The following is a 16,222-nucleotide window of genomic DNA, read 5'->3' as shown; positions in this document are numbered from 1 at the left end:
GCTTACAAGGGGCTAAGCCCCGGGTCTCCGGGGCGATGAGCGATGAACCCGCGGCTGACCCTTTATGCTACTTCTGCTTTCTTCTTTTTTCTTCCCCTATGCTCAGTATCCTTTGTAGCCTTTTGCGGGGGACCTCGAAAACTGTAGATGCTATGAATGCTATGTACTCATCGTCGGGCATTATCTTCTCGAGTCCTATCTTAGCTGCTAGTGCTTGTTTGAACGCCTCCTTATCTATGCGTGACCGTATCATGCCAGCGGCTATAGCTTGTGCGACTCTAAGCGCTATGAAGTAGCGTGCATATTTCCTCACAGTGCGCTCCTGCTCCGGGAAGACCTTGCTAAGCTTACGCAACAAGTCTATTAACTCATCTTCACTCTTAAACCCCATTACCACAGCTGTTGCAATTACTCTCAAGAGACGGGCGACAGTGTTATCGTCAACATTACCGCCCAGCATGAATAACGCAAGTTTACGTGCCTCCTCGACAGAGTGCTCCCTGATTATGTTAGCAGTTTCCTCGAGAGTCTCCTCATAGTCGAACAGTTTGTGGAAGAGCTTGGGGTTCTCCTCATCGAGCATGAGGGCATATTTGGCTATAACATAGAGTGTGGCCATTTCTTTATCCCATATATCCTCGGGCCATGCTTTGCCCCTCAATGGCTGTACTGCTTTACCTTTGTACACCTCCTCCAGTAGCTTGACAGCTTCGCCGCGATTCACTACGTTTCCGCGGAGAAGCTTCGAAAGAGCCTCCATAGCGGCGTCTATTCTCTGCCTCTGTGTTTCTCTAGCCTTCCGGGGCTCTATGCTCTCCAACACCTAGCACCCTTTCAGCGATATTTCTTAGAGCCAAGGCAACGCCTTCAGGCTCCCCGAAGGCTCTTACCCTTCCATCACGGTATACTATTAGCTTAACCATTTTTCCTCCGATTCTTATGTAGAGGATCTGCTTGCTCCTCTTCTGGACTATGCGTTCAACTTCTGCATCAGGCCACCGCTCCCTCATCCTTTTAACCAGCTTGATGAGGGTTTCTGTAGTAAGCCACTTAGGGGGCATAAACGCATCCTCCCCGCCATATCAAAGGGCCTCGCCTATGCCCGAGCATCATCACGTCGGGATCTTTCAGTTCTGCGTGAGCCGCTCACCGGCCCCTTTAGGGCTGTAGAGCAGGGCTTCTCTGAGTAAGCGCTATCTGCACCCATATTCTATGCCTGCTAGTGAGCCCTAATAGTATCTGCCAGGTCTGGCATGCAGAGGATCAACCGGTAGGGGCGACAGGCAATGGGGCCACTAGTCTGGCGGCCTTCTGGTAGTAGAACCGGGGAGCAGGAGGGACTTCCCAAAGCTGCAGCAGTATATAGAGCGATGTGCAGGGAGAGTCCATGTCTAGTCATCGCATATATGGCGGGTGAACGACCCGTCGTGGCTGTAGTTCCCGCACAACCTAGCCCTCTATGTATAAGCCTTGACAAGGCAAGTATGGCAGTTATTAAACGCATACTTGTAGATCTAGGGTTCGACATACCATATCTAACAGCGTGTCGTATAACTGGTACACTACTACGTAGAGGTCTACGTGAGACTTTGGATATATTGCAACAGTTTGGGATAATAGATAGACTGAACGAATAGCCTTTAGGCGAAACAGGGTTATGGTTCTAGTCTAGGAATATTGACGTCATCCTCCTCGGTGCCAACACATAGTCCGGATGCACAGCACGCTATACGTCTGTATGCGTCAATAACTATCCGGTAGGCCATGCCCTCTTGGTCATGTATTTCAAGCACTTCGCCGTTAAACTTAACCTCAATGTTTCCTATGCTGCGTAGACCGCGAATAGAGTACGTCTTGAGCGTAATATGCTCCTCTACGGCCCCGTCTACAACGTTTACTTCGAGCTTGAATGTATCGGGATCAACGAGCAAGCCCTTATTAAGGTATACTTTACGTAGAGTGAAGGCTATAACGCTTGGCTCGAGTACGATGTAATTGTCGAACACTTGTATAGCCTCTAGCACTTTTCTAGCAAGATATACGCCACTACGGATATCCCGCGAGAACGCACTAGAGTAGTCAGGGCTCCAACTCTTCCTTCGAACGAAGAACTCGTAGAGTACGGTAATAGCCTCGTAAGTTAAGCTCGGTGCTCCAAGCCCTCTTACCCTCTTTGCATCGTGAAAGCTTGCAGCGAAGGTTCCTCCATAATCTATTATTATTGTCCTGGGAGGTTCTAGGTTCCAGGCCGGCTCGCCTCTATTGTCGACAATATAGACGGGTCCAGGGGGCTCTGCTTCAAGCTCCATAGATACATTTGATAATGCTACGGATACTGGAAGACGTGCCTCACTTATCAGCTTCAATGGCAGACGTCTACCCATACCTATAATGGTTAGCTTCCACCCCTCTGTTCCCAGGGCAGTATAGAGTGTACGGGCAAGTACTGCAGCATCAAATATTGATGGAGGGGTGGTGATTACCACGTGAAGGTCAACGTTATCTTCTACCATCCCAAGAACCCCCAAAACCTCCATGACGTGGCGGCTCTGGCTGCATCTATCAGGGCTGACCTCTACGTTATACCCCGGCCTGGCGTAGACTATAAGCTTGAAATGCTTCAGCAAAAAGCACGTACAAGACTACACATAGTCCAGAGTATGGAAGAAACTGTCAATGCTATAGGTGAAGCAATGTATGTAGTATTAGAGACATATGGTACAAAGTATCTGCATGAAGTAGAGTTTAGCCATGAAAGAATAGTAGTCGTGATAGGTGCTGAGGATTACGGTATACCACAACACGTAGTAGAAGCTATACCGGAGCCCAAAGCTGTGGCAAAAATACCCACAGTCGTACAAGGGATGAGCTATAATGTTGCGGCTTCGCTCGCAATTGCATTATATGAAGTAGTGCGTGGAACTCAAAGTGGAAAGCCCCGGAACCTGTGAGGCTCTATAATTCTGTAGACCTCGTCCTTAAGGCTGCTCCGTGTCGCAAATGCGCCACGAACAGCTGCAACCACGGTCGGTGCTGGCGTCCTCACACCCCTCATTGCCATGCAAAGGTGTACAGCCTCTGTCACCACCATAACGTCTGGCGAACCAGTTGCGCGTGAAACCTCCTCGGCTATCTGCTGTGTCATACGTTCCTGTATCTGTAGCCTTCTCGCGTACTTGTTAACTATGCGCACGATCTTCGATAGTCCTATGACCCGGCCCCTTGGTAGATAGGCTACATGTGCGACACCGAAGAATGGTAGTATATGGTGTTCACATAAGCTATAGAACCTTATACCAGAGACTACAACGAGATCGCTAGTCTCGGTGAACCATGTATACTCTTCGCTATCCTTGTACCCCGCGAGGATCTCCTCGAACATCTCTGCTACACGTCTCGGCGTATCCCTAAGACCTTCTCTGTCTGGGTCTTCCCCGATGGCCTCAAGGATTAGTCTTACAGCATGTTCAATCTTTTCCTTGTCTATGCCCATTTACATCCCCATCCATGGAGCCGGGATGGTAGAGCCAGAGGGGCTAAAGAGGCTGACCCAGGTTATTGTTAGCAGGAATAACGGCCGTGAGGCATAGACGATACTATATTGTGACATCGTGTTAACAGCTTAATACCCGTACAATTCGCTATAGGGTACGAAACATGGTGGGGACATCATGGCATCTATACACGAGAGACTAGGGCCTGGCGAGAAAGCCCCAGAAATAGTGAACGTGTTCATAGAGATACCCATGGGTAGCAACGTAAAGTACGAGTATGATGAGAAGGCAGACGTAGTAAAGGTTGACCGCTTCCTGTACACAGCAATGGTTTATCCGTTCAACTACGGCTTTATACCTGGGACACTCGAGGAGGACGGCGATCCGGTAGATGTGCTCGTCATAACTGCACAGCCCGTTCTGCCAGGCACAGTCATAGAAGCACGTCCTATAGGAGTACTGGTAATGGAGGATGAGGAAGGTCCAGACAGCAAGATAGTAGCGGTACCTAAGGATAAGCTGGATCCCAGCTTCAAGAATATAAAGAGCGTGGATGATCTACCTGAGATTATCAAGGAGCGCATTAAGCACTTCTTTGAGCACTATAAGGAGCTAGAGCCCGGCAAGTGGGTTAAAGTGCGAGAGTGGCTAGGCCCCGAAGAGGCTAAACGGAGGATAAAAGAGGCCATTGAGCGTTATAGGGCCAAGAGCTAGTCGGATAGTTTTCTTTTTAGATAGCCCCTTCACAGTTAGGCGATTCAATCTTAAGGGAGCAACAAATGAAGCAGATAAATGGCTACGCGTAATAAAGATGGAGTTTCAATGTTATCAGCCGGAGTAATGACTTCTTAGCTGGGTATACTACAGTAAGAATCGGCAGGATCAAGGTGTAGTGCTTGCACGTAACACCTTATTGTGTGGCTTGTACACTCTTCAAGAGAGCTGTCGAACTGGATACTCGCGAGAACGATAATGCTAGAAAACTAGCTATATACCGTGAACTCCTTGAGGCTGTAAATCTCTACATAGGTCCAGACATAGAGGTAGCTGAGCTAGCCACGGTCTCGTTTAGGAGGCTCAAGACCCTAGTGGGTAACGACTCCCCATATGAGGAGATAATTCAGCGGAACTTAAACAAGGCTATATCCCGAGCTAAGTCAATTGAAGAGTCTATAAAAGACAAACCTCTTGATAGAAAGATAGCGGATGCTCTAAAGGCGGCTAGTCTTGCCACAGGTTTCCGTCCTCTAGACACTCCCGACAAGTTGCTGACAGAGCCGCCTACAGTAGTAGACATAGCTGCCTTAGGATCATCGCACAAGATAGGGCGAGATGATACAAAGATTGTTATAGATAAGTTATATGAGATGAAGAAGAATGGCGGGATTGTATACTATATGTTCGGGTCTGTATTCGAGCTGCCTTATGATTCTATATTCATTAAGCTTTTGCGGGACGAGCTTGGCCTCGGAGTAATCGGGGTAGCACGTAGTGGAAGATATGAGGATTATGTAATAGCAAATGACCTGGAGGTAACCGGTGTAGCTGACCTTCTGTCGGAGGTCATAGACATAGGGTCGGATGCAGCGACAGTTATGAGGGATGAGAACGAGCATATCTATGAACAGTTAAATGAAGCATCACTGGTAGTAGTCAAGGGTGATATACAGACATTATATTTCCACAATAACCCTCCGGAGGCGCCATTGTTGTTTCTCTTTGCAGCACCATGTAATGTAGTAGCCAAACTGTTCAATGTACCAGAGAAAAGCTTCAATATAATACTACGGTAAACATAACCGTGAGTCAGTCAGGATAGGACCTCTTCATCCCTCCGCGCCCTCTAAGCATGTACCATAAGATTTATTGATAGTGCGGAGGCTCCGCCGGGGTTCTTTCACTCATCCATTATTACGTGTTCAGAACTAGAATCCCATATATAAGGCCCCCTAGAGGTGCGCAAACTAACGCCACTATGCTGTCATAGCTTATACCGGTGGCGTGTCTGAGATGAGTAAAGAGGCGGAGATAAGGGGTTTTGACCCAGTTAAGCTAGCTGATCTAATAGAGCAGCGTGTCCTCCAAGGTACTCGTCGCAAGTACTATCGTTTCCGTGGGAGCCGCTTCTATGGCGGAAGCGCGGTGGGTGATGTAGTTGGATGTAATCTGCGCTGTGCATTTTGTTGGACAGGGAGACCACGCGATGATCTCAGGATAGGATTCTTTGTACACCCCCTGGAGGCCTATAAGAGACTTGAGAGCATAGCCAAGGCTCATGGTTATAGATATGTGAGGCTTTCAGGAGGCGAGCCAACTATAGGGTTCAAACATCTAGTAAAACTATTAGATCATTTTGAGTCTACTAGTGATAGGCTCTTCATACTAGAGACCAATGGTATACTTATTGGGGCCCGGCGCGAGTATGCTAGAACCCTAGCCAGGTATAATAGACTACATGTCCGTATTTCTATAAAAGCGTGTAGTCCAGAATTATTCACGAAACTGACGGGTGCTATGCCTAGAGCTTTCGAGTACCCCCTTAATGCCGTAAAACATCTAGCCGACTATGGCCTAAGCTTCCATGTAGCTTTGTTTGCGGCATTTGGTTCTGAGAAGTGTTGGGCACAGTTGATCGAGGAGCTAGTTGAGCTTGCAGGACCCGATATAGTTGAGAACATAGAAGTAGAGCCTCTGGTACTCTATTCACCTGCTAAGCGTAGACTAAAACTTCTAGGGTTAAAGCCTAGGTTCTACTATGAGCCAAAGTAGGGTGGAAACGAGCTTGGCCCGTGTTAGGGCTGTCACAGTGCAAGGAGCATTGTCTGCTGCAAATACAGGAAGAGCTACGGATATAGATCCTTATGATTCTCCCATAGAGACGTTGCTGAGAATATCTTGTAAATCCATAGGATTGAGGCTATGTAGAGAAGACAAAGCCAGAATGATCCACACCATTAGACTATTGGCTATGGATATATACGCATTATATAGTGGGGCGGGATTGAGGAATGTGGTACTTGAGGAGCAACGAGACAACAGATTGGGCAATGTACTGGTCGTTAAGGAGCTAGGCTGTGGTACAGCCAGGTTGAGTATTATGAATGGAGAGAAAGGCGAGGTCATAGCTAGGGTAGAATGTAAAGACTCATCCTACGAATGTGTAATTGAGTGTCAGTGAGGTGGCCTCTTTCATCGCCCTTGTAGACTTTCTCGAAAGCTATGGAATGGAAAGGGCTCTAAGAGTGCGTAACGTCATCATCCATACATACACATTATATTAGTCTCATAGTAGGCGGCTAATAAGAATAGGATTCACTCGAGGCTAGGATTCTTCGGCATGTACCTGAGTTCTCTAATGTATTATTCATCAATAGTTGCTTCCTAAGTGTAGCTTAAGGAGTGAGTAAAAGTGTCTAATAATTGGCATTCGTAGGAGGGTCTGTGCTGCGCGGCTCTTCATAGGTTGACCCGGCACTATTGCCGGGTCTCTGCCCTTTCGAGCCTCTTCATCCCCACAGCTATGTCCTCTAGATGAAGACTTATAGTTGTATGCTTTAACTCGGGTTTATTATATCAATGTTCGTTCCTGTGGATAATACCTTTAGTCTATCATCGTGGTTGATAATACCTAACACTTGGCGCACTACCATGGGCGGATTCAAACTGATTCTAGGAACGCCTATAAACGCGGTCCCTCATCCATGGCTTACCCTCCCAGTATCTGGGATAATGGTTAACGCTTACGATATACTAAGGGTTGGTTTAAGTCGTGTACGTGGGAGGGGTCTTCGCAAGTTACTCGGAATAGATAATGATGACGTAGAATTGTGGATCGACAGTGGTGGTTACCAGTTTCTTAGACGAGGTATCGATCCGGGTACTTATAAAATAGCAAAGGTTTACAGGGAAGTTGATGCAGACTATTATATAAGCCTGGATTATCCTCCAGGCCCACTTGACGATAATGAGACCAGAGCACGGAAGATAGCAAGAACAATATCCAGCTATATGTCGCTTAAGAATACGCTACGAGGTCTCGTAGAGGAAGGAAGACTAATTCCCGTATTCCATATGGCTGTAGGCGAGTCGCTGCGACTACAGCTACGCAGTTATGAGCCGCACTCGTGTATTGCTGCCGTTGGCGGTTTGATACCACATTTCATGCAAAGATCGGGTAAAGGTTCGCGGCTCAAGGCAGTCCTATTTCTCACTCTTCTACGTAAGTTGTGGCGTGGCAAGCTTCATGCCCTTGGCCTCGCTTCTGCAGCAGTGATACCTCTCTTAAAGATAATTGGTATAGATAGCGGTGATACGCAAACCTGGCGACATAAGGCGGCCTTTGGTAAGATAATAGTCCCAGGGCTCGGTGAACGCCATATAAGTGGACAAAAAGTACGCTTCGGTCCAGCAACATTGCGTGAAAACGAGGTAGACATCTATCGGGAATTTGTCAAGAAAGCTTCTAGCTTGTTTAACGTGACACATGAAAGTCTTGTTAACAGTTTTGAAGCACGAGCTTTATTCAACGCGTGGATACTTCTCGAAGTCGCAAGTAATGGCGCTACATACCGGGGAACGAGCAAACCCTTCGCGAAGCTCTATGAAGCTGCAAGGGCTTTGAAGAAGCTACCCCCGGATGAGCTTGAAGCTAAGCTTGCAGGGCTCCTAGGAGTTGCTAAGCTGCCAAGTGCGGAGAGTAGCAGCTACGTTGAGGTTAAAACTGTGGAACGTGTGCCAAGTTATACAGCGCTAAACTATACCACGGTGGAGGAGGCATAAAAGACATCTCACATGTATCGCTGTGCGGTCAGCGACAGCAGTACACTGTCATCTAATAATTATGTCGTATAGCTGAATGTAGACGCTAGGCTATAATCACCGTGTTGCCTCCACGGCGTTTAGCCTTTCTTAGAAGTGCTAGAGCTCTACGCCTAAATGGTGTAGCTGTATAGGCTTCCCTTCTATCTGCGGCAGGTTTGCCAAGCACATACCCCTTAAGGGCTACGATGGTGATTCCAACTCCGATACTGTTTAGCTCTTGTTTTATCTTCTCTAGATCCGGTAGAAGTTCTTCGGGTTCAACTAGCGGTATCTCTATAACTACTTCCTCGGTGCCACGTTCTTCGTCGAAGCCGTAGATAATGACACCTTGCCATCTCCTTGCAAACATCTCTATGAGTCTTGTTAGAAGCCCTGTAGCCGGGTTTGGGCTGTATTCGCTCCATCCCCTCTCCTCTACAACTTCACTGAACCTATCAAGGTCGATTATCACTATTGTTCCTTCTACGAGATGACTAAACTCTGTCTTTCTATACATAGACGTTCACCACAATTTAGACCCTCGGGAGTACCACTAGACAACTTAAACGTGCATGTTAAATCCTGGCGTATGTAATATTATAATGCATATGGAGGGGGTACATCTGACATGTCCTCTATGGATTCGCGCCGCCTTCTTGTTGAGGCAGAAAAGATTCTCCATCGTGCAGTCAACCTTCTAGGATACGATGAAGATACATATAACGCTTTACGCTATCCAGAACGCGTCATTCAGGTAAAGATACCGGTACGTATGGAAGATGGTAGAGTTAAAGTCTTCATTGGATGGAGGAGTCAGCACAACAGTGCTCTAGGCCCATACAAAGGTGGTATTCGTTTCCACCCGGCTGTAACCATGGAGGAGGTAATAGCGCTGAGCATGATGATGACGTGGAAGAATGCACTAGCAGAGTTACCCTACGGTGGAGGCAAGGGTGGAGTCAAAGTAGACCCTCATATGCTCACAAAGAGAGAGCTTGAAGAGCTATCACGTGGCTACATACGTGGTATATACAAATACATAGGCCCAGACACTGACATACCCGCACCCGATGTCTACACTAATCCACAGATAATGGCATGGATGATGGATGAGTACTACAGGCTTACAGGAGAAAACAAGTTCGGAGTAATAACTGGAAAGCCCAAGCTCCTTGGGGGTTTTGAGACTAGGATAATAGCTACAGGATTCGGTGTAGCCGTAGCAACTAGAGAAATTGCAAAGAAGATGTGGGGAGGAATAGAAGGAAAAACCGTAGCCATACAGGGCTATGGCAACGTCGGCTATTACGCTGCAAAATTCCTCCATGAGATGGGTGCAATAATTGTAGCCGTAAGCGATAGCAAGGGCGGTATATACTACTCAAAAGGCCTCAATCCGGACGAGATAAAGCAGATAAAGAACAAAACCGGATCAGTAACCAACTTCAATAAGGCCGAGAAAAGGCTCACGAATGAAGAGCTCCTAGAACTCAACGTAGATGTATTGATACCAGCAGCCATAGAGGATGTTATAACTGAGGAGAATGCTCCTAGGATAAAGGCTAAGCTCATAGTAGAGGGTGCTAATGGACCAGTCACAGCAGCTGCTGACGAATACCTATCACGCAAGGGCGTCGTCATAGTACCTGACATACTTGCAAACGCGGGTGGTGTCATAATGAGTCACATAGAGTGGGTAGACAATCGCACTGGAAAGTGGATAAGCGAGGACGAAGCACGCCGCAGACTCGAGGAGAAGATGGCTAAAAGTTCCATAGCTCTATGGGAGTTCTGGCATAGAGAGCTCGAGCCAGGAAAACATACGATGAGGGATGCTGCTTACGCATTGGCAGTTAAACGCGTAGTAGAGGCAATGCAGCTTCGCGGCCTTCTTTAAATTATATAAATTATACCTTTTATTTCATTTTTACTCATTCTCCTCCAAGACGCGTAGAAAAGGGTTGAGGGAAAGGATGTTAGTCGAAGCCTGGTTTACGCTTCTCGACAACTTCAGGGTTTACCAGGTTTGGTGGTACTTCTCCGCGTTTGAAGGCTAGTAGGTTCTCAAGTACTGCGCATGTCATTCTCTCTCTGGTCTCTCTTGTTGCGCTACCTATGTGGGGTGCTAGTACGACGTTTGGAAGCTTAGTTAAGGGGTGGTCTGGTGGTAATGGTTCTTGCTCGAATACGTCGAGCCCGGCACCAGCGATCCATCCCTCCTTTAGCGCCTTTACGAGCGCGTTGGTATCTATTACTGCGCCGCGGGCAGTGTTTACGAGTATCGCTGTAGGTTTCATTAGACGTAGCTCTCTCTCGCCGATCATGTATCTGGTCTTCGGAGTCAATGGTACGTGTATACTAACTATATCAGATTCGCGTAGTAACCTGTCTAGTGGCGCATACTCGGCATTTAGTTCCTTTTCAACATCCTCTGGTGCTCGGTGTCTGCTATAGTAGAGGATGCGCATACCAAAGCCCTTAGCCCCTATACGTGCCACTGCCCGCCCTATCCTGCCAAACCCTATAATGCCGAGAGTCTTACCCTCCAGCTCCATGCCTAGGAGAAGTTCCGGGTGCCATCCTGTACCACTACGGTACCACTCACCACTCCTAACATAGGCGTCTGCTTCGACTATCCTCCTAGCGGTGGCAAGTATAAGAGCCCATGTGAGCTCAGCGGTAGCCTCTGTCAGTACGCTGGGTGTGTTGGTAACGTATATGCCGTTCCGGGTAGCGCAATCGACGTCTATATTATCGTAGCCGACGGCGTACTGTGCTACTATCTTAAGACCGTGTTTAGCGCCCTCGGTTAGAAGCTGGCAATCTATCTTGTCACTCAGTAACGAAACTATACCATCAACCTCTCTAGCCTTCTCGAGCAAGACCTCGTAGGGTGGATGCTGCCACTCTGGCCATACTTCCGCTTCGAACTCCTCTAGGAACTTCTCAAAGCAGGGGCCGGGAAGCCTACGAGTAATGAATATGCGTGGCTTCATCTGAGAGCACCTCTGGCACGGAGTTTCATGAGAAAGGGTGGGCTGCTTTGCCGAGGTCTACGCGGTGTTAAGGGCTAGTACAAGGGTTTTACGTATCCACCGTGATCCGGCACTATCCTGATAATTCCCTCGGATTCCTCGAGGACACCTTTGACTTCAGCCTTCATGCCGGATGGCAGCTCTGTGTAGCGGAGCCTATAGCTCAGCACATATATCCATGAATAGTTAGCACCATTGAGCCTAAGTGGCTCTCTTAGCATGAGCCGGTATACAGCTGGGATAGTATACGGTGATACATGCTCTAGAATGCCGCTAATAGTAAGATTCTCTATAAGCAGTCTTACAGGCATACAGCGTTCCGGTCGTGTGCAAGGCACCAGTTTAACGTTGTACTCGGAACCACCTATGTAGCCGAAGAGAACTCTCTGTTCACCAATTGTTTTATGGAGGGCGATATCAGCTCTATTCCAGCCGTGCCCGTGTCCTCTGTAGGGAGTGGTTACACCGTCTTGGCGTAGGTCTACAAGCAGTCGGTAAACCTCATCTAAACGGCTTCCATAGACTACTATATCTATATCGCTGGCATTAGTTGGGTTATAGGCTAGGCCTCCCGTAACACCTACAAGCTCGGTGACGCCCTCTATCAGTTCTACCAGTTCTAGAGCGCGTCTACATAGAGGCATGTTACAGCTCTTTAGCTTTGTTGCAGCTGTCAGCGGGGACTCAAGCCTAGCCTTATCCGGCGCTAGTAGTGATACCTTCCTCTTGTAAAGGCATGGCTCGTTACGCAGCACGATAGCGTCGTCTATGCTGATAGCGTTGGCGCTTATGTAGGAATTCCAGTTCTTCAAGCCTTTGATGACGCGGGGTATGAAGAATAGTAGTGGGAGTGGCTGGAAACATCCCTTTACAAATCCTATAGTGTGTTTTGTGTATGCAATCCAGCCCTCTACTGGGGCTAGATCCTGGTGCAGTCTGGTGCCTCCCTCCTGGCACAGAGATTTGTTGCTTCGAAGGTCTTGTGCACGGCGTTTGCTACGCCTCTCAGCAGGTAGAATATCTGTGGTAGCTCCTCCATTACTTGTTTACGGTTCGTCGGGTCAATTTCTTTGCAGTAGCTCCACTTGCAGAGCTTGACTCTGCGGCCCTCAACCTCCATACGCACGTTGCCGCGGTGGAATACCAGCTTGCCATCACGGAACGAGATAACGGTCTCGGGCTTTACTCTGATAGCTATCAGACCACCGTCGTGTTCTAGTACACGCCATGTTGTGCATATTGTTAGCACCTTGCCTTCGGTGCCCTTAGCCTCTGCTATGCAGCGTAGTCTGCGCAGCGCAGCAGATATCTCGTCGAGAGTCTCGGACACTGTATATATAGCAGTGTTGGCTCGACTCTCGAGCAGGCTCTCGGCAGGTCCTACACTCTCTCTTATCCTATTAGCGATGGCCTCGAGACTTCTGGCAACTTCATCTAGACGCTCAAGCGCCACCACTATCTCACCCGGCCGCTTCGACATCTACCCAGCTATAAAAACGGTGTCTAGACTAACACCATTAGGGCAAGCTCCTACCAGCTTTGTAGAAGACCCCGGGAGAAGTTGGTAGGCTGGCTATAGGGCTGTGCTCACAGGTATGGGGCTATGTAGTCTCTAGGGAGGAGACGCCGGACAATGGGTAGGACGCAGCTCCGGCTGCGCGGCATACCAGGTGTAGGCGAGCGTGTCTACGAGAAACTTGTAGGCTACTTTGGCTCCGAGGAGGAGGCGCTAAGAGCACTGCTGCAGGGACAGGTAGCAAGCATAGCTGAAGCCTTGTCATCGACCCGTAGAGCTGTAAGGCTGGTGCGACTAGCTCGCGGAGCACTAGCAGGGTACGACCCCGGCGAGGTGATAGGCTCTCCGGACACAGCCGGGCTCTTTGAGGCTGTGACAAAGCTGTTTATCGAGAGTGTTGTATCGGAGCCGGGTAAAGACCTAGTTGCAACTTTGGCGCCAGTCCCTGGCCGCTTCGAGGCAGAAGTAGAGGCTGTGTCGCGCAGAATGAAGAGGCTAGTAGATGCAACAGCCACAGCCAGGATTACATGGCCCAGGCTGTACGGGAATCTTTCCCGTATAACGTGGCCACGGAAGCCGAGAGTCAAGGTAAACCGTGTAGTAGTAGCCCCAAGGGACTACGCCGAGAAGCTCCGGGACAAGCTTGGCAACAGGGTGGAGGGGCTCACAATCATAGAGGCTAACTCGCTAGACGATGTGGATGTGCATAGCTCAGCTATAATTCTAGCTTATAGAGTTGACGTGCCTGATAAACCAGGTGTAGTCGGGATAGACAAGCTAGACATGTACACTGTTGCCCCGGAGCTTGTAATCGAGACCCTTAGGCAGAACAAGGGAGTCATAGAAGCGTTTATAAACATCTATGAGATGAACCCTGGTCTGCTCGTAAGTGTTGCAGAGGCTTTGGGCAAGCAGCCAGGAATAGTGGACGAGATCGTGGCATTGGCCCGGGAAGCCCTAGAGGTGCTTAGACGCCTCGAGCTGGGCGAGATAGACCCAGAATACAAGTATGCCTCATTCGTCCTAAAGAACCTAGAACCTGCAGTGTCTGACCTCGAAGTCTGGATAAACGAGGAGGCTAAACGCCGCCTCGAGGAACGCGAGCTACGACTAAGCGCCGCAGAACTCCTGCGCCTAATACAAGCACTCGAGGAGGGCTACTTCCGTATCCCAGACGAGCTAGTCGAGATATTCGAAGAGGTGAGCATAGAAGCGGAGAACAGGCTTGCAGAAATGCTGGGACTAAAACCCGAGGAGCGAGAGTTCATAAGAGGAGTCGTAGAGCCCAAGCCGCAGTTCCCCATAGAAGTGCGCCGAGAACCTATTGAGAAGTTGCGCCAACACCTAGAGCAGAAGATTGGCCTCAGCCTCTACCTCTTCGCGAGAAAATATGCTGCCCGGCTTAGCCAGCTCGTTGAACTTCTACCATCGGCTGCCGAGATACTAGCTTGGCTCGATGTAGCACAAGCGGCCCACCGCTTCATAGTGGAGAAGCGTGGTTGCATAGCGGAGGTTAGCCGTAGCTTTAGCGGAGTAGGCTTCATAGAGGCTGTCGAGGCCAATCTTTTGTCAGCAGGTGTTAGGGTTCAGCGCGTAAGCTACGTGGCTGGATGTACCCCCTATAGGCCGGAAGGTACACAGTGTGAGAGAGTCATACTACTCACCGGCGCCAATAGTGGCGGCAAAACAACATTGTTGAAGACCATAGGCGAAATAGTGCTCGCAAGCCAGGCCGGGCTCCCGGTTCCAGCGTCCAGGGCCTGGGTAGGCGGCTTTGACAAGGTCTACTACATCTCTAAGCCGACTGGCATGCTGGACGCCGGAGGCCTAGAGGAGACGCTACGGAAGCTGGCAGCTATAGTGGAAGAGGCGCAGAGGAAGCGCATACTACTCCTAGTAGACGAGCTAGAGGCGATTACAGAAGCACATGCTGCTGCACGCATAGTAGCGGCGATAGCAGCATCTATAGCTAGGAGCAAGGACTCGGTGGCGGTTATAGTTAGTCACCTGGCCGAGGAAGTTGTCGAAGCGCTGCCTCCAGCTATCCGCGGGCAAGTAAGGATAGACGGTATAGAGGCCAAGGGGTTAGACGAGAACTACAACCTTATAGTGGACCGGAGCCCACGCTACAACTACCTTGCACGATCGACACCCGAGCTGATTGTAACCAAGCTGCTGAAAAAGTCCAAGAAGAGCAGTGAACGGAAATTCTTTGAGACGGTGTTAGATCTTCTCTCCCGCTAGTCTCTCACCCTGATAGATACCGCTATATCTCTCACCAAGCTGTGGGTAAACCCGTATAAACACTAGCTGTGCTACCCTAGCGCCAACTTCTATCTCTACTCCATGGGGATTCCCGACTATTAGCAGTGCTTCTCCTCTGCCGCGATAGCCGGGATCCCATACAGCGCAACCCAGCATAACTCCCATACGTAGAAGACTGCTACGGGGAAAACACATCCCTACAGCATTACTAGGTATAGCAATAGCATCCATAAAGACTATCTTGTAGTAGCCTGGCTTGAGCAGCCACTTGTCGCCCTCCGGCTCTAAGGGCTTCGAGGTAGGTATCTTGCGTCCCCTAACACCTAGGAATCCATGCTCTTGAAAAACATGTATCTCTCCTATACGTAGATCTATACCTGCAGGTTGTATCTGGTCAGGGACTATGCTGGTTAGTAGCGATGCAGCGGCATATATTCCAGGAAGCGCCATACCGACCCCTTAAGGCTTGGTTCTACTACATGGTAGGGCGAGCAGCTAAGAGACTCGCCCCACGTCACAACAAGGCCTGGAGGAACAATGCAGCCCCGTAGTGGCTTCAGGGCGGGGGCATAGTGACAAGGGAGGAAAGGGATGCATGATGCCGTTCGGCGTCTGTGTATCGGTCTGGATCTCGGCTGCACTCCGTGTCGAGAGCCTCGGTGGCTCGGCAGCCGCGCTTCATGGGCACGACTATAGAGTGCGTGTTTGCGTCGAGGGTCCGTTGGGTGCCGACAACACTGTCATAGACCATTATGTACTCGAGAGGTTTTTGGGCGAGTGTGTGAGGAGTCTTGATCATGTCTACTTAAATGAAGTCTTAGGCGTCAAGGATGCTACAGCGGAGCTGCTAGTACGTGAAGTGTACAAATGTCTAGACTCTAAGCTATCAAAACTAGCCAGCACTAGTCATGACTTGCAGCTAGTCTTCGTTGAGGCGTGTACAGCGACAGGATACTGCTCGTACTATAGGAACGATGTTCGGTTTTATGCCGGAGAGTAGTGCAGATTAGCCGCGCAGTGAGTAGCTAACGAGGGGAGTGGACCAGCTTCCATTGGGCTCTTTTGAGAATTATATGTCAATGTCATAGTCTAGAGCGTCTAGAGGTGGCATG

At 49.2% G+C, this 16,222-nt stretch carries 19 protein-coding genes; 10 read left to right on the top strand and 9 right to left on the bottom strand.

The annotated features are described in order from the left end of the window. Positions 1–67 precede the first annotated feature (67 nt). Together Pyrde_RS08145 and Pyrde_RS08140 are read right to left on the bottom strand one after the other, a co-directional pair. Complete coding sequence (locus tag Pyrde_RS08145) at positions 68–820, bottom strand: DUF2192 domain-containing protein (RefSeq protein ID WP_055409792.1); 753 nt, start codon at positions 818–820, stop codon at positions 68–70. After that, entirely contained in the window at positions 792–1,061 is a 270-nt protein-coding gene (locus Pyrde_RS08140; RefSeq protein WP_055409790.1) for a hypothetical protein, read from the bottom strand. Before Pyrde_RS08140 ends, Pyrde_RS08145 begins: the two co-directional genes overlap by 29 nt. 366 nt (positions 1,062–1,427) lie before the next feature. Here Pyrde_RS08140 and Pyrde_RS10750 point away from each other — a divergent pair, with 366 nt between their 5' ends. Next, positions 1,428–1,637, top strand: coding sequence for a hypothetical protein (locus tag Pyrde_RS10750; protein WP_156328040.1), 210 nt, complete (start codon positions 1,428–1,430; stop codon positions 1,635–1,637). An 18-nt stretch (positions 1,638–1,655) separates the two neighbouring features. Here the strand turns inward: Pyrde_RS10750 and Pyrde_RS08130 are convergent, their stop codons facing one another. Continuing rightward, positions 1,656–2,513, bottom strand: coding sequence for a hypothetical protein (locus Pyrde_RS08130; protein ID WP_143522140.1), 858 nt, complete (start codon positions 2,511–2,513; stop codon positions 1,656–1,658). Here Pyrde_RS08130 and Pyrde_RS08125 point away from each other — a divergent pair. Continuing rightward, entirely contained in the window at positions 2,487–2,951 is a 465-nt protein-coding gene (locus Pyrde_RS08125; RefSeq protein WP_055409785.1) for a TrmH family RNA methyltransferase, read from the top strand. The genes Pyrde_RS08130 and Pyrde_RS08125 overlap by 27 nt on opposite strands. Here the strand turns inward: Pyrde_RS08125 and folE are convergent. After that, on the bottom strand, positions 2,924–3,493 hold the full coding sequence (folE, locus tag Pyrde_RS08120; RefSeq protein WP_055409783.1) for a GTP cyclohydrolase I FolE: 570 nt from the start codon (positions 3,491–3,493) through the stop codon (positions 2,924–2,926). The two genes, Pyrde_RS08125 and folE, sit on opposite strands and share 28 nt — an antisense overlap. A 178-nt stretch (positions 3,494–3,671) precedes the next feature. On the opposite strand from folE, the gene ppa reads away from it, so the two are divergent. The 5 genes from ppa to Pyrde_RS08095 all read left to right on the top strand — a co-directional run bounded on the left by ppa (position 3,672) and on the right by Pyrde_RS08095 (position 8,273). Beyond that, on the top strand, positions 3,672–4,208 hold the full coding sequence (gene ppa / locus Pyrde_RS08115; RefSeq protein WP_055409782.1) for an inorganic diphosphatase: 537 nt from the start codon (positions 3,672–3,674) through the stop codon (positions 4,206–4,208). Positions 4,209–4,390: 182 nt separating this feature from the next. Next, positions 4,391–5,287: a damage-control phosphatase ARMT1 family protein gene (locus Pyrde_RS08110; protein WP_082419571.1), complete on the top strand. Its 897-nt coding sequence runs from the start codon at positions 4,391–4,393 to the stop codon at positions 5,285–5,287. Between the two features lie 217 nt (positions 5,288–5,504). Then, entirely contained in the window at positions 5,505–6,263 is a 759-nt protein-coding gene (locus Pyrde_RS08105) for a radical SAM protein (RefSeq protein ID WP_055410894.1), read from the top strand. A gap of 13 nt (positions 6,264–6,276) precedes the next feature. Beyond that, the gene (locus tag Pyrde_RS10745) at positions 6,277–6,672 is read left to right on the top strand and encodes a hypothetical protein (protein WP_143522141.1); all 396 of its coding nucleotides are present in this window, start codon (positions 6,277–6,279) and stop codon (positions 6,670–6,672) included. A gap of 470 nt (positions 6,673–7,142) precedes the next feature. Then, on the top strand, positions 7,143–8,273 hold the full coding sequence (locus Pyrde_RS08095; protein ID WP_180385470.1) for a tRNA guanosine transglycosylase family protein: 1,131 nt from the start codon (positions 7,143–7,145) through the stop codon (positions 8,271–8,273). A gap of 85 nt (positions 8,274–8,358) precedes the next feature. Here the strand turns inward: Pyrde_RS08095 and Pyrde_RS08090 are convergent, their stop codons facing one another. Beyond that, on the bottom strand, positions 8,359–8,811 hold the full coding sequence (locus tag Pyrde_RS08090) for a Maf family protein (RefSeq protein WP_055409776.1): 453 nt from the start codon (positions 8,809–8,811) through the stop codon (positions 8,359–8,361). Positions 8,812–8,922: 111 nt separating this feature from the next. Between Pyrde_RS08090 and Pyrde_RS08085 the strand changes: the two genes are divergently transcribed. Beyond that, on the top strand, positions 8,923–10,191 hold the full coding sequence (locus Pyrde_RS08085; protein ID WP_055409774.1) for a Glu/Leu/Phe/Val family dehydrogenase: 1,269 nt from the start codon (positions 8,923–8,925) through the stop codon (positions 10,189–10,191). A 79-nt stretch (positions 10,192–10,270) separates the two neighbouring features. Here the strand turns inward: Pyrde_RS08085 and gyaR are convergent, their stop codons facing one another. The 3 genes from gyaR to Pyrde_RS08070 form a co-directional block, all read right to left on the bottom strand. Continuing rightward, positions 10,271–11,290 (bottom strand): glyoxylate reductase, encoded by a 1,020-nt coding sequence (gyaR, locus tag Pyrde_RS08080; RefSeq protein WP_055409772.1) that lies wholly within the window; start codon positions 11,288–11,290, stop codon positions 10,271–10,273. 74 nt (positions 11,291–11,364) lie between these two features. Beyond that, positions 11,365–12,141: a hypothetical protein gene (locus Pyrde_RS08075; RefSeq protein ID WP_055409770.1), complete on the bottom strand. Its 777-nt coding sequence runs from the start codon at positions 12,139–12,141 to the stop codon at positions 11,365–11,367. Positions 12,142–12,248: 107 nt separating this feature from the next. Beyond that, positions 12,249–12,782, bottom strand: coding sequence for a hypothetical protein (locus tag Pyrde_RS08070; protein WP_143522142.1), 534 nt, complete (start codon positions 12,780–12,782; stop codon positions 12,249–12,251). Positions 12,783–12,962: 180 nt separating this feature from the next. Here Pyrde_RS08070 and Pyrde_RS08065 point away from each other — a divergent pair, with 180 nt between their 5' ends. Next, entirely contained in the window at positions 12,963–15,089 is a 2,127-nt protein-coding gene (locus Pyrde_RS08065) for a MutS-related protein (protein WP_055409766.1), read from the top strand. On the opposite strand, the gene Pyrde_RS08060 is transcribed toward Pyrde_RS08065, so the two are convergent. Continuing rightward, a complete protein-coding gene (locus Pyrde_RS08060; protein ID WP_055409764.1) occupies positions 15,069–15,560 on the bottom strand; it encodes a deoxyuridine 5'-triphosphate nucleotidohydrolase in 492 nt (163 codons plus the stop codon). The genes Pyrde_RS08065 and Pyrde_RS08060 overlap by 21 nt on opposite strands. Positions 15,561–15,705: 145 nt before the next feature. Between Pyrde_RS08060 and Pyrde_RS08055 the strand changes: the two genes are divergently transcribed. Further along, the gene (locus Pyrde_RS08055; RefSeq protein ID WP_055409763.1) at positions 15,706–16,110 is read left to right on the top strand and encodes a 6-pyruvoyl trahydropterin synthase family protein; all 405 of its coding nucleotides are present in this window, start codon (positions 15,706–15,708) and stop codon (positions 16,108–16,110) included. The last annotated feature ends 112 nt before the right edge of the window (positions 16,111–16,222 follow it).

Origin of the sequence: Pyrodictium delaneyi (genome assembly GCF_001412615.1) — an archaeon.
GTDB lineage: Archaea > Thermoproteota > Thermoprotei_A > Sulfolobales > Pyrodictiaceae > Pyrodictium > Pyrodictium delaneyi.
The sequence above is the reverse complement of the archived record's forward strand: the minus strand, read 5'-3'. Positions and strand labels throughout refer to the sequence as shown.

Excerpts from the sequence above, each read along its gene's own strand:
- Pyrde_RS08105 (WP_055410894.1), top strand. The coding sequence starts at position 5,505 with ATGAGTAAAGAGGCGGAGATAAGGGGTTTTGACCCAGTTAAGCTAGCT.
- folE (WP_055409783.1), bottom strand. The coding sequence starts at position 3,493 with ATGGGCATAGACAAGGAAAAGATTGAACATGCTGTAAGACTAATCCTT.
- gyaR (WP_055409772.1), bottom strand. The coding sequence starts at position 11,290 with ATGAAGCCACGCATATTCATTACTCGTAGGCTTCCCGGCCCCTGCTTT.
- Pyrde_RS08095 (WP_180385470.1), top strand. The coding sequence starts at position 7,143 with ATGGGCGGATTCAAACTGATTCTAGGAACGCCTATAAACGCGGTCCCT.
- Pyrde_RS08065 (WP_055409766.1), top strand. The coding sequence starts at position 12,963 with ATGGGTAGGACGCAGCTCCGGCTGCGCGGCATACCAGGTGTAGGCGAG.
- ppa (WP_055409782.1), top strand. The coding sequence starts at position 3,672 with ATGGCATCTATACACGAGAGACTAGGGCCTGGCGAGAAAGCCCCAGAA.
- Pyrde_RS08130 (WP_143522140.1), bottom strand. The coding sequence starts at position 2,513 with ATGGTAGAAGATAACGTTGACCTTCACGTGGTAATCACCACCCCTCCA.
- Pyrde_RS08060 (WP_055409764.1), bottom strand. The coding sequence starts at position 15,560 with ATGGCGCTTCCTGGAATATATGCCGCTGCATCGCTACTAACCAGCATA.
- Pyrde_RS08140 (WP_055409790.1), bottom strand. The coding sequence starts at position 1,061 with ATGCCCCCTAAGTGGCTTACTACAGAAACCCTCATCAAGCTGGTTAAA.
- Pyrde_RS08090 (WP_055409776.1), bottom strand. The coding sequence starts at position 8,811 with ATGTATAGAAAGACAGAGTTTAGTCATCTCGTAGAAGGAACAATAGTG.
- Pyrde_RS08085 (WP_055409774.1), top strand. The coding sequence starts at position 8,923 with ATGTCCTCTATGGATTCGCGCCGCCTTCTTGTTGAGGCAGAAAAGATT.
- Pyrde_RS08055 (WP_055409763.1), top strand. The coding sequence starts at position 15,706 with ATGATGCCGTTCGGCGTCTGTGTATCGGTCTGGATCTCGGCTGCACTC.